This window comes from Verrucomicrobiota bacterium (assembly GCA_016200005.1).
Lineage (GTDB): Bacteria > Verrucomicrobiota > Verrucomicrobiia > Limisphaerales > PALSA-1396 > PALSA-1396.
Genome location: JACQFP010000077.1, coordinates 75,396 through 87,371, shown reverse-complemented (window position 1 = coordinate 87,371; position 11,976 = coordinate 75,396). Strand labels below are relative to the sequence as shown.

General features: G+C 56.2%; 10 protein-coding genes. 3 read left to right on the top strand and 7 right to left on the bottom strand.

All coding sequences use genetic code 11. The features are described from left to right. The first annotated feature begins 628 nt into the window (after nucleotides 1–628). Nucleotides 629–1,102: a hypothetical protein gene (locus HY298_24835; protein MBI3853487.1), complete on the top strand. Its 474-nt coding sequence runs from the start codon at nucleotides 629–631 to the stop codon at nucleotides 1,100–1,102. Between the two features lie 158 nt (nucleotides 1,103–1,260). Then, nucleotides 1,261–1,869, top strand: a complete 609-nt coding sequence (locus tag HY298_24830) for a hypothetical protein (GenBank protein MBI3853486.1) — start codon at nucleotides 1,261–1,263, stop codon at nucleotides 1,867–1,869. A 63-nt stretch (nucleotides 1,870–1,932) separates the two neighbouring features. Here HY298_24830 and HY298_24825 read toward each other — a convergent pair whose 3' ends face one another. The 3 genes from HY298_24825 to HY298_24815 form a co-directional block, all read right to left on the bottom strand. Then, nucleotides 1,933–2,688, bottom strand: coding sequence for a type II secretion system protein (locus tag HY298_24825; protein ID MBI3853485.1), 756 nt, complete (start codon nucleotides 2,686–2,688; stop codon nucleotides 1,933–1,935). Nucleotides 2,689–2,801: 113 nt separating this feature from the next. After that, entirely contained in the window at nucleotides 2,802–3,620 is an 819-nt protein-coding gene (locus tag HY298_24820; protein MBI3853484.1) for a prepilin-type N-terminal cleavage/methylation domain-containing protein, read from the bottom strand. A 45-nt stretch (nucleotides 3,621–3,665) separates the two neighbouring features. Continuing rightward, nucleotides 3,666–4,508 (bottom strand): prepilin-type N-terminal cleavage/methylation domain-containing protein, encoded by an 843-nt coding sequence (locus HY298_24815; protein ID MBI3853483.1) that lies wholly within the window; start codon nucleotides 4,506–4,508, stop codon nucleotides 3,666–3,668. A gap of 409 nt (nucleotides 4,509–4,917) precedes the next feature. Here HY298_24815 and HY298_24810 point away from each other — a divergent pair, with 409 nt between their 5' ends. Next, nucleotides 4,918–7,320 (top strand): hypothetical protein, encoded by a 2,403-nt coding sequence (locus HY298_24810; protein MBI3853482.1) that lies wholly within the window; start codon nucleotides 4,918–4,920, stop codon nucleotides 7,318–7,320. Between the two features lie 44 nt (nucleotides 7,321–7,364). Here the strand turns inward: HY298_24810 and HY298_24805 are convergent, their stop codons facing one another. The 4 genes from HY298_24805 to HY298_24790 form a co-directional block, all read right to left on the bottom strand. Further along, on the bottom strand, nucleotides 7,365–8,978 hold the full coding sequence (locus HY298_24805) for an exonuclease (GenBank protein MBI3853481.1): 1,614 nt from the start codon (nucleotides 8,976–8,978) through the stop codon (nucleotides 7,365–7,367). A gap of 110 nt (nucleotides 8,979–9,088) precedes the next feature. Further along, complete coding sequence (locus HY298_24800) at nucleotides 9,089–10,237, bottom strand: hypothetical protein (GenBank protein MBI3853480.1); 1,149 nt, start codon at nucleotides 10,235–10,237, stop codon at nucleotides 9,089–9,091. Continuing rightward, nucleotides 10,234–11,088, bottom strand: a complete 855-nt coding sequence (locus tag HY298_24795) for a hypothetical protein (protein ID MBI3853479.1) — start codon at nucleotides 11,086–11,088, stop codon at nucleotides 10,234–10,236. Before HY298_24795 ends, HY298_24800 begins: the two co-directional genes overlap by 4 nt. Continuing rightward, a complete protein-coding gene (locus HY298_24790; protein ID MBI3853478.1) occupies nucleotides 11,085–11,957 on the bottom strand; it encodes a nucleotidyltransferase in 873 nt (290 codons plus the stop codon). Before HY298_24790 ends, HY298_24795 begins: the two co-directional genes overlap by 4 nt. Nucleotides 11,958–11,976: the final 19 nt, after the last annotated feature.

Here is an 11,976-nt window from a genome sequence, read left to right as displayed (position 1 = left end):
TCTTAACAGCGTCTTTAGCGCGACCAAACGCAAAGCGCGCGGCTATCGTTCCACCACGCACCTGATCACCATGCTCTACTTCGTGGCCAGCAAGCTCCGCTTCCCCCAGTTCTGAGGCTCCACCGACAACAGCGAAGAACCGTTTTCCTATTTGTCCATGGCCTTTCTCGACCTGCAAACGGCGTTTGTGAGTTTTGTTTTGTGGTTTGTGAGTGTGCAAACGGCGTTTGCAGGCTTGTAACCACCGTCCGCACCATCGCAACCGGCGTTCGCACCATCGCAACCGGCGTTCGCACCATTGCTACCGCCGCTTGCACCATTGCACCCGGCGTCCGCACCATCGCAATCGGTGTCTGCACCATTGCGGCTGGCGTCCGCACCATCGCAACCGGCGTCTGCACTATCGCGACCAGAGTCTGCACCATCGCGACCAGCATCCGCTTCATCGCAAAATCATTTTTCCAAAAGTCTTTTGAAAGATTGTGCCCTTCCGTCCGTATTGACCATTAAGCACGGACAACCAAGTGCAAGGCTGTTCCATGCTCGCCGCTGCCAGCCGTTCACAGTGGCAGAACAAACCAAACCATGAACTGAGCCGCCCGAGGCGGCTTAAGAAAGGAAACATAATATGCCAAAAATCAAATTGGATCACTCACGGCTGGACACTGCGGCCTATATCATCCGAATGAAGGAAATCAGCACGGCCCTGCAAGCGGCCCCCGTCTTCGGCGCGCTCGGTCCCAAGTTTGGGCCATTCGATGCGTTAATCGCTGACTTGGAAACCAAGAACAGCACCTATAACGCCACGGTACAACTCGGGCGACAACAGTTGGCGGAGCGGGATACGGCGCGCGTCCTCGTGGAAGATGCGGCTCGTGCGCTGGCGATGGCGTCCGAGCGTGAAACCACTGTCGAGTCTGAATTGCAGAGCGGGGGCTGGCATTTGCGCGGAACGCCGTCAGTCGTCGGTCCGATGCCCGCGCCGCAAAATCTCAGTGCGACGGGCGGGGACCAGGAAGGTGAGGTTGACCTGACGTGGGACCCTGTGGATGGCCGCGACACTTACATCGGAGAACAAGCCGCCGCGGCAAGCGGGCCGTGAACGCAATTTTATGTCGGCAAGAAATCCAGCGCCACTGCCAAGGGGTTGACTTCCGGCACGCTGTATTGGTTCCGTGTGCGCGCCGTGGGCGCCGCCGGCCCCGGCCCGTACAGCGACCCGGCGCAAACCCGCGCCACTTAATCCAGAGCGAGCGCCCAATGGCTAAAATAAAATTCGATCATTCGCTCCTGGACATCCCGGACTTCATCGCGCGGATGCGAGAAATCATCACCGCCATGACGGGCAATCCCGTGTTCGCGGCGTTGGCGGCCAAGGTGACCGCGCTCGACACGGCGGTGAATACACTGGAAACCGGCAACAATGCCTATAACGCCACGATCCAATTGGGCCAGCAGCAGTTGACGGAGCGCGACGTGGAGCGTGTGGCGGCGGAAGAAGCCGCCCGCGCACTGGCCAGCGCTTCCGAAGGCGAAACCAACGACGAAGCGGAGTTGCTAAGCGGCGGCTGGCATTTGCGCCAGCCGCCCACGCCGATAGGCGAGATGCCCGCGCCGCAGAATCTCAGCGCAACCGGCGGCGATCTGGAAGGCGAGGCGGATTTGCAATGGGACCCGGTGCGAGGCCGTAATGCCTACTCGGGGAATGTTCGCCCAGTGCCACGGGCCCGTGGAAACAATTCTATGTGGGAGCGCAATCGCGTTGCACCGCCACTGGCATGGACCCCGGCGAGATGTATTTCTTCCGCGTGCGCGCCGTCGGCCCGCTTGGCCCCGGCCCGTGGAGTGACATCGCGCAAAAGCGCCTGACGTAAGAGCGCGGATTGATTCTTCAGGCAGGCGAATATCGAATCAGGTCACGAGCAGATGCCCCTACCACCACGTGAATGTCGGATCGGGAGCCGGGCCGGCGTAATTCCACTGGTAAGCCTGGAGCGGAAACTGGAAAAAATCGGTGTGGCCATCGCCAAACATCACGTTGAAACGGTATTGCCCTTTCCAGTTGTGCCACTGGCTCCACGGATCATTCTTGTCGCGGTCCGCCCACCAGGGCCAGTCGCCGGCGACGAGCTTGTTGGAGGGACTGCGTGCGACCTCGCTGATTTTCATTGGAGTGGCTTGCGGGCTGCCTTTAGTTGCCAGCGAGTCGCCGGTCACGTGTTTGATGCGCAGTGTTTCCACCGCCCAGACGACGAGATAACTGTTGCCCCAACCATCGTAGCAACTGCGGATGTTTTTCGGGAATTGCGATTTCCAAAGCGAATCGCCCTTGTCAGCCGGGCAATGAAACGTCTCGACCGCCGGGACATATTTGTTCAACGGCCGACGTTCAATCGGCACCGGTCCGCCGTGGAGCGCCATCACGCCAGTCTTGCCACCCGATGTTCCCCAGTCTTCATAAACCGGATAGAAATCGCGATTGTCGTCCGCGTACAGGTGAAAGCCGATGGAAATCTGGTGCATGTTGCTGTTGCACTTGATCGTCAGTGCTTTCGCCTTCGCCTTGCTCAGTGCGGGCAACAGCAACCCGGCCAGAATCGCAATGATGGCGATGACGACAAGCAGTTCGATGAGGGTAAACGCCCGCTCTTTAATCCAATTGGAAAAATGATCGGCTTTAAAACGCATGACGACTCTGGTTCGCATCAAGAAGTGTCAGGAAGCCAATACCACCTGCGACCAGGAACGTCAATCAACCCCTTTACCCGCTGGCGACCACCTGCAACTGGCGCCCGTCAGAGCTAATCCTCCAGATACCAAAAGGAGTGCGTGACCTTCCCACTGCGGAAGTCCCACAATTGTTTGAAAGCCACCCGCTCCACGTGGCCATCCAGCAGAGCGACGTTCGCCCCGTTGTTGTGCACGGTTGGCCGGGCGTGGTTGAAGGGCCATCCCGGATAAGCACCGAAACTGTCCGCCATTCCATCGCCAGTCATATCGACCGTGAATCGGTAATTGGCTTCCACCGGGCAGTACACGTAATAAAACGAAGTGTCCATGAACATCAGAGCATCAGCCGGTTTCCGGATACGGTTGGCTTTCAGAGGCGCCGCTTTCCCGGACGGGCCAACCCGATAGTAGAACGGCCCGCTCAATGGCGTACCGTAGGCGCCAAAGTTGATGCCAATCCAGCAATTCCACGAGCTCGCGGAGATCTGTGAATCCGGAGCGGTGCAGAAGGGTTCGCGTCCATAACTGCCACGCGGACACTTGCGCAGGTTCCAGGTATAGACGGACGAGTAAATGTAGTTCGAGCCGGTTTCCTTCGCCACGTAGGGGGCGAGGCTGTCGAAGACATACGGCTTGTCGTAGGCGGCAAAGTCCTCGGCAAAGTACGGGATCGCGTCGTTGTTCTCCCCCATATACATCACCAGCGCAGTCGCCCACTGCTTCATGTTGGACGCGCAGGTGATGGCGTGCGCTTTGGCCTTGGCTTTGGCGACGGCGGGCAACAACAACCCTGCCAGAATTGCAATGATCGCAATGACGACGAGGAGTTCGATCAAGGTAAATGCCCGATTCTTCAAGCGCTCCGGGCGAACATCATTTGCAAAATGCATAACGAATCGTGTTGAAGCCGGACGCCCAAGGCAACGCTTGGTTGCTCAATCATTCAAATACCAAAACGAATGGACGACATTCCCCGCCCGGTCCACCTGCCAAAGCTTCTTGAACGACACCCACTCGACATGTCCATCCATCAGCGTGACATCGGCGCCGCGGTTGTGAACTGTGGGCCGGGCATAGCTGTAGGCGTATTCGGGTTGATTCGCGCACGCGTCCAACTGCCGGTCGCCGTCCGAATCGCGCGTGAAGCGATAGGACGGGTCGCCCGGCGAATAGAGGTAAAACGCCACGCAGTCCATGTAGAACATCGCGTCGGCGGGTTTCCTGACGTTCGACGCTTTCAACGGCGGACTGTCGGCGCCGGTGAGGACTTTTCCGCCATAGAAGAATGGAGCGGCGAGTAGACTCACGGTATTGTTCCCCAAGCCGAAGTTTGAACCAATCCAGCAATTCCAGAGGCCGAACTGCGCCGGTGTGAGCGTGCAGAATGGCGGCGGGCCGAAGTTGCCCGCCGGACATTTCAAGATTTTGTAGCTGTAGATTTCGCCATCGACGGCGCCCCAGCCATAATTATTATTTTGCTGGGCGACGTAGGACGAAAGCTTGTTAAACCAGAAGGGCAGCGTGCCCGTCGGCGGATAGTCGTCGCAAAAGAGGGGTATCCGGTCTTCGTAATCTCCCTCATAAAGAACCGTGGCGATGCCCCATTGCTTCATGTTGCTCAGACAATTGATCGTCTTGGCTTTTTGCTTCGCCTTGGCCAGCGTCGGCAAGAGCAGAGCAGCCAGAATGGCGATGATGGCAATGACGACGAGCAGTTCGATAAGCGTAAAAGCTGAGAAACTGTGCCGGCCTGTGTTTGAAGGAATTTCAGCGCACATAGCGACTCCGGGTTGAATCAAATGGTGACCAACAGTCGATACCATTTGTCACAGGAAACGTCAATCAGGCGTTGCGTGCGATTCAAAAACGGTGCGGATTCGAACAGTGCCCCTGTAGTGCGGGCGTCTCCGCCTGCAAGTTCTGGCCGCGTCTCGCGGCCAAGCCCGGTCCACGGGGCGTGGACGCCCCGCGAACCCGCAGGCAGGACGGCTGCGCTACGCGAGCGGGCCAGTGTCCGGAGGCACCTTGGGAAACTCCAGTTCTAGCGGGTAGTGGAAAAGACAGCGGTTGGTTTTTTTGGCGAAATGCGATTGAACCCCCGCCAATGTTGGGGATAATCCACCCATGATCCAGCCAACGCATCCGGCAACAAGCGCGCCCTTGTTTCACTTTTTGAGCACCCTCTGCATGAGGCCCAGGCGAGGGGTATGGATTGTCGCGTTGCTGTTGAGCTGGCTGCAGGTTGACGCGCTGGCGGCAGTGCCACCCGGTTGCAAGCCGCCCGAACTCCTGATTTCCCGCGAGCATCCGCTCATCATTTTGTACGGACCGGGCACCGGCGAATTGACGGTGAAGTGCTGGGGCAATTTGCCGGCCGACATCAAACCGTACTGCGCCGTGACGATGGACCCGCCGGGTTTGGAGATCAAAGGACGATTGGAAGGTTGGCGGAAAATGTTGCGTGTGGTGCAGCCCCACAACATTCCAATCGTGCTGCAAGTCGCCGGCGACGAAGTTGAATGGACGACGCCGCTGTGGGTGGTCGAAACGTTGCTCAAAGAATTCTCCTGCATCAAAGCAATCCAAGTTGTGGAGTGGCGCTGCGCTTACTACAGCCGGTTCGGCGGTGACGTGGATCTCGACACGATGATGTTCGAGGAAAAAGAATGGCGCGACGCATATTACAAACGTCTCGACGGCGAGCTGCCAATGGCGATGCCGGCAAACTTGCGTTACCTCGCCGAGCTGCTGAAACTCTGCGGGCGACACGGCAAACATCTCTCGCTGCAATTTCAGACGGACTTGATCCACCTCGGCTGCGACCAATTATCTGGCCCGCTAAGAGAGGTGTTCCGCACCTACAGCGATTATGTCTTGCCTCAGAACGAATGCATTCCGCCGTCCTATTACGCCACACAAACGGCGACGTGGGGGCTGTGGCTGGCGGGCTATTGCGAGAATTGGGGCATGGAACCGCAATGGTGGTGGTGGACCAAGGGCGAATCGTATTTCATCCGGCCGGGCGTGTTCGGCGTCGAAGCCGAAATGGAAACGGACGAGGATCATTATGCGCGGCTGTATCGGGCATTCATCATCGAAGGAGCGCTCATGGGCGCGACGGTGTTTTCGATTGAGCCACCACAAGATGTCTGGCACGGCGAATCCACCGACAAACGTCACTTCGACAACGTCATCTACCCGACGCTGCGGCAAATCATCGAACAGAAGTTGATCGCGAACAAAGAGGATGTTCTTAAACAGGCGAAGGTCGCCTATCAAATGAAGCAGTGCAAAACGCTGCATGAATACGATGAAATGTTGCAAGACCTCGATCTCGAAACGGCTGCGGGCCATCTCGAACGCGGTGCGTACGGCGTGCGGCTGCCGCACTTGATGAAGGAGATGATACCCGATACCGGCGGGCGATATTATTTCATTCCCTTGCTACCGGTCGGCACGCCTGAAACGATGGTGAAACAGTTCGCGAAAATCATTCAACCCGGCGAAGGCGCATCGCCGGAAGCCTATCGGCAGCTTCTCAACAAATATTATCCACCATCCGAAAATGGCGGCGATAGTTCCGCCAACAACCGCGCTTGTGTCTTGAAATGCGGTCACGCGGTCGCGGTGATGCAATCGCGCGAGAACCTGTTCGAGAAACAACCGTTCGCTGTCGAACTGCCACGGTGGGTCACTGGCCTCACAGCCAAAACCGGAAACGGAAGCGTGGGCCTGTCATGGGACAAAGACACGGAAGCGCAGTCGTATCGCGTCTGGAAACGCATTCCCGGCGCGAAGGTTTTCCCGGAGTGGGAATTGATGAAAGATGGAGTTGAAGGAAACTTCTATTCGATTTCTGGCACTGAAGCCGGGACGTTCGCCGTCACTGCCCGGACGACCGCGAAAAAACTTCTCGAAGGCACCGTGAACTTCACCGACTACTTATTGTTCACGATGGAGGAAAGTCCGATCATCGAACAGGCCATCGTAACGAAGGACGGAAGCCGGACCGAAAGAATTTCTTGGACGGATGAATCCCTGCCAGCGACGCAGGAAGTCTGGCGCATCTTTGACGGCGTGCAGAAGGGACGCGAGAAGGAGGCCGAAGCCGTACTGGAAAGTTTTCGCGGACTAATCACAGCGTTCGAGGCAAAGAATCTGGACCAACTCATGTCTTTCTACGACCCGGATTACCGCGATAGCAACGGTTACAGCACCGAATATGTGCGCCGTGCCTGGCTGTGGTGGTATCGACGCACCGTCGTCCCGTATGTCGTCGCGCAAGTGCGCAAGTGGGACACCTCACGTGCGGCGGAAGGCGTGATCAGTTTCACGGCGTGGAATCGTTTTCGCGGGACGATTGTTTGGGATGAACCCTTCGGCTATCACGGTCGCGTCCGGATTCCACGCCACGATGGCGATCGCGTGACCTGGACCTGGAAACGCAATGCAAACGGCCAATGGAAGCTCATTCGCACCGAGCCGGCGTTGCCCAACTTCGGCGAGATGCTTTGGATCAGCCGCGGTCACGACGTGGAGCACAAGATGGAGGAGTTCTCGGACACCCCCAAGTCCAGGAGTGGAAAATGAGAAAGGGTGGAGGTTTCAGGAACCGCTGAGGCTGGGCAGCCCCATTAACTGATGCGACCGGGCGACTCCCCGGACAATTCCTTGATCTCCTCCGCGAGTTCACTCGCCCGCTGCTCCAATTCTGCGGTTTCCTTCTCAAGCAACTTGGCTTTCTCCGACGCCAGCTCTTCCAGTACGCCGGCCTTCTTCTCGCTGAGTTGACAAAGGTCGTATTCGGGGCTTTCGCGAAGCCGATTCAAAGATTCGATCACGTTGATGATTTCCAGTTGCAGCGTTTCGTAAAGCCGCCGCAACTGCGTCAACTCCACTTCCTCGCTGAAATCCAGCCTCGACCAGCCCTGACGCAGAATGAATCCGTGCGGGTCTTCAGCGATTTCCCGCAGCGTGGCAATGTCACCCGCGTCCTTCGCCCGGTTGATGGCGGCGGTCAGCTTGTGATACGTCTCCAACTTGTCCGGCTCGTGAGCGAAGCGGTCAGGATGGTACAACTTTACCAGTTTCTTCCAAAGCCGCGTCAACTCGGCCTCCTCGTCGGCAGTGAGTTGCTTCTTTTCGGCGACGGCTGCTGCGGTCTCTTCGTAATCCTTGTCGCTTTGTGTTTTGGCTCGTTCGTAATTTTCCTCAGCCTGTTTTGCTTCCTCCTCGCCACCGCGAATCAGAGAGTCCAGATACTTCTTCCGGTAGTCCACAACCAGCCGCAGCCGGTCGCGTTTCTGGTAATGCTCGCGCAACCGCCGGAATAGCACAGCTTGCACGGCGTCAACGCGCGATTTCTCCTTGGTGCGCGTGGCTTCCAACTCCGCCAAACGCGCCCTTGATCCAGCGACGAGTTGCCGGAGTTGCTCCAACTCTGGATTGACGTAAATGACCAGCGCCGCAACATCGGCTGCGGACAACGGCTTTACTCGCTTGCTACCACTCTCAATTTCCGGCGCGGCAAAAACAGCCGTGTCGGGTTGCGCCGCCGCCATTTCCAGTTGCCGCAAATACCAACGGCCCATTTTCCGAGTGCGGGCGTTGGAAGAACCGGCCAGCCCATCGAGCCAGCGACGCAATTCCGCATCCTTGCGGGCTTCTTGAAACAACCGTCCTTTGTGTTTCCCGAAGGCGATGCGGGACGGAAACCATTCTTCCGCCGCAAACTCGACCAGCTTTTCCCACGTATCCAGACCGCGATGCCCGGCAATGGGGCGAAGCACCTGGGCCATCAGGTCCGCGACCGTTTGCACGTCGCGCAGCGCCGTGTGCGCGCCGCGTTCGGGCAGGCGATAATACTGGCGCAGCGTTTGCAGCTTGCAGTTGCCGGCGGGCACGGGATCGAGCAGCCGTTGCGCGAGCCGCAGGGCGCAAAATCCGCGACTGCCAATCGCGCCGATACCCAGCCGCTTCCACTCCGGCTTCAATACTTCGTCCAGATCGTATTCCAGATTGAAAGAGACGAGCGGCAGGTCGCCCGTGTATTCGGCAAACTCCCGATAAACCTGATGCGCCGGTTCGCCGTCACGCTCCAGAATTTCGCGCGTGTAACCGTGAACGCGAGATGCCTCGGCGGGAATGTCCGCGTTTTGATTCAGCAACTTGCGGAACGGTTCGCCATCTGATTTCCAACCGCACATCCGTTGCGCGGCCAACTCGACGACGAAAATCGGCGTGGACAAGCCGCTTGTTTCGGTGCCAAAAAGAAGTCAAGGCTCTCTGTTCATGGCTCAGAAGTTTTGATCAGGACGTTGAATCAAGCGTGTGAGACCCGCGTCGTAACACAACTCTTCTAGGTTTTGAAGGGAACGAATATCGAGAACCTTAATCGGACGACCCTCGCGGCCTCGCACGAAAGATTCTTCACCATGGGCGCACCGGAAAGGTCGAGTTTCGTAAGTTGGTTGTCGTAGCACATGAGCTCTGTCAACATCGGCACACTAGGGAGAGGAAGCTTGGTAAGTTGATTGCTCTGGCAGTGAAGCTCTGCCAACAGCGGCACATCGGAGAGAGAAAGTTTAGCGAGTTGGTTGGACGCGCAGTTAACCGTCGTCAACATGCGCAGTCCAGAAAAGTCCAGTTTCGTGAGCTTGTTGCCTTCGCATTTTAGCTCCTCCAATTTGGACAGATCGGAAAGGCGCAGTTCCGTGAGCTGATTGTTCTCGCACCAAAGACTCGTAAGCAAAGGCACTTTGGATAGGTCGAGCTTGGTGAAACGATTGCGGTTGCACCAGAGCCGCGACAGCACCGGCACGCCAGAAAGGTCGAGTTTCGTGAGGTGGTTGTCTGCGCACGAAAGCTCATACAACAAGGGCAGGCGGGAAAGGTCGAGTTCAGTGAGTTGGTTATCGTCGCACCAAAGGACCGTCAACTTGGGCAGATTGGAAAGGTCGAGTGCCGTGAGCCGGTTCTCATTGCACCAGAGCCAATCCAGCATCGGCACACCAGAAAGGTCCAGTCGGGTTAGACCAAGCTGCTGGCATTGCAAATACCTTAACGACGGAAGACGCAACGAAAGGGCTGGCCTCTTTTCAAGTGACGGAGAAAAGCGTAAGTGGGTCAGAGCCAAACCATCAACCCACTCAAACTTGTCAAGTGGCAGCAAATCGAAATCCCAGTTCAACCTTAGCAGCGTTCCGTCGTCAAACGTCGTTTCAATCCAGTCCGATAGAGATGTCCCATTTTTTCCCTCGAGCAACCGCCGGATCACTTCCTCCGGCTCCAAAGTCAGGGCCTTGGCCCAAATGAGAATCTGTCGGTAATCCGGCTCGCGCCATTCGTATTCCCCGATTCGGAATCTTTCGGCGGCAAGTGCCGCCTCTTTTCTCAACGCCAGCGTGTCCGCAACCATGCCAGACAAAATGCGCTTTTCGCCGGGCGCGGCTTTTTCAACCGCGCTTGACGGCCTCGGCACTAACGCAAAATCGTTCTTCTCACTCATTTTTTGTTTGGCCGAAAATGCAACCATTGTTCGCGCCAATGATCGCCATGTCTTTTCCAAACAAAGGTTGGCAAAAGTGGGGCAGAGTTTCGTGCGGACTGGTAATCGTGCAGAATCGACAGGGCTTCGCGCTCACTGATGTTGGATGACTTCAACGACTGGCTACATTTCTCAAGAACTTCTTCGGCCTTTCTCGCAAAAGCACAAAAGTCAGTCAGCAGGCGAATCAAATTGATGGAAAAGACAAAAACCAAAACCGAACAGATAATCCCGCCAACATTCTGCACGACTGCGCCGCTCTGTTGCACATTGCCAGACTTGAGCGCCGCGATGCTGGTTGTTAGCGCGACGAACGCAACGCCTACGGCACAGACAAGAATGACCGAGAGATAGGAAACCATCATTCGGCTTTCGTGTTTGCTCCACCATGCGGATTCTTCGGTGTTCTCCAAAGCACGCCGAACTCCGGGTGGTTGGACGCTGTCGAAATCCGAACCCGACAGTTCCCCCGAAGCAACATCATCGAGGAATCCTTTTGCTCTGGCTGCCAGCCAATCAGCAATTTCTTTGCAGTCCAATGGGGTTCCAAAACCATCAGCGATTTCCCATTTCCGTTTTACTGATTCGCCTTCTGACTTCCAGCAATCTGACCTCCAGCGAACAACTTCAATCGCCAAGACACCCAAAAAGGCAATCATCGCACTCAGGTTTGGGCTGATTGCGACAAAAATGGAAACAACACCGGCGAGAAGAATCACGAATTGGGAAACAAGATAGGCCAGATACCACTGCTTTGCCTTGCGGAACGACTTGGCAATTATCTTGCGAAGTTTTTGGAGATCAGTAGTCATCGCGGGAAATTTCCATTGAACACGGTGTTCCATCGCTGCCACGCCTCATCTGAATCTCCGGCATAATCGGCCACACAAGCTTCGTTGGCATGATTGCGAGCGTATTTCACAGAAGCGAGAGCGTTTTCAAGCTGATTTTCTGTCTTCACCAAAGGAATTAGCCCGGCGATGCCAACCGGGTCTTGGAGCGCGCGACATTCTCGTTCGGCAAGATTGCGAAGCACACTCGTTATGAAAGCAGCATAGCTCTTTACGCCAATACAAATTCCACTTGAAGCCAAAAGCATTTCAATGTGAAACGAGGACATCGCTAACCGGGTTGAACTGCACTGCCGCCAAAACTTTAGAATTTGGGCTACGCGCTTCAGTTTTCCACCGCTTCGCTCGTTTGCATTCTGGATGTAAAGATTATGCCTTTCCGGGCTGGTCGGCATCCATTCACCATCACCATCTGGAATCAGGTATTGTGGCCGGCCATTGATCATCTGGTCGAAAATAGCGGGGACGACATCCACACTTGGTCCTTGCGAGAATGGCACAACTACAGCGTGAACATCTCGGCCAACAGGTGTATTCGGCAACCGGCGAGCCAGTTCAGTCCTGAAGTGGTTAAGAATTGTTTCTGAACTTTCGTATCTGTTCCCCCATGTTGCCTCGCTTCGGGCGATTACAGCGAAAAGGTCAACGTCGCTTGCTCCCCGGATGAGTGTGCCTCGTGAAAAACTGCCTCCAACCAAAACTTTGCTCAACTTGAATGTGGAGTTCAGTCGGACCCTGATTGTAGCGATATGCTGTTGTGCGAGCGCAATCTCAGCCGGGGTCGGCTGGATTCGCGGAATCAACTTCAAAAAGCAATTTGCTATATTCATTTCGCTCACACCGTTAGAG

What these genes read in the sequence shown, in the direction of transcription:
- HY298_24825 (MBI3853485.1), bottom strand. Translation starts at nt 2,688, where the DNA reads ATGCGTTTTAAAGCCGATCATTTTTCCAATTGGATTAAAGAGCGGGCG.
- HY298_24820 (MBI3853484.1), bottom strand. Translation starts at nt 3,620, where the DNA reads ATGCATTTTGCAAATGATGTTCGCCCGGAGCGCTTGAAGAATCGGGCA.
- HY298_24795 (MBI3853479.1), bottom strand. Translation starts at nt 11,088, where the DNA reads ATGACTACTGATCTCCAAAAACTTCGCAAGATAATTGCCAAGTCGTTC.
- HY298_24815 (MBI3853483.1), bottom strand. Translation starts at nt 4,508, where the DNA reads ATGTGCGCTGAAATTCCTTCAAACACAGGCCGGCACAGTTTCTCAGCT.
- HY298_24790 (MBI3853478.1), bottom strand. Translation starts at nt 11,957, where the DNA reads ATGAATATAGCAAATTGCTTTTTGAAGTTGATTCCGCGAATCCAGCCG.
- HY298_24830 (MBI3853486.1), top strand. Translation starts at nt 1,261, where the DNA reads ATGGCTAAAATAAAATTCGATCATTCGCTCCTGGACATCCCGGACTTC.
- HY298_24800 (MBI3853480.1), bottom strand. Translation starts at nt 10,237, where the DNA reads ATGAGTGAGAAGAACGATTTTGCGTTAGTGCCGAGGCCGTCAAGCGCG.
- HY298_24810 (MBI3853482.1), top strand. Translation starts at nt 4,918, where the DNA reads ATGAGGCCCAGGCGAGGGGTATGGATTGTCGCGTTGCTGTTGAGCTGG.
- HY298_24835 (MBI3853487.1), top strand. Translation starts at nt 629, where the DNA reads ATGCCAAAAATCAAATTGGATCACTCACGGCTGGACACTGCGGCCTAT.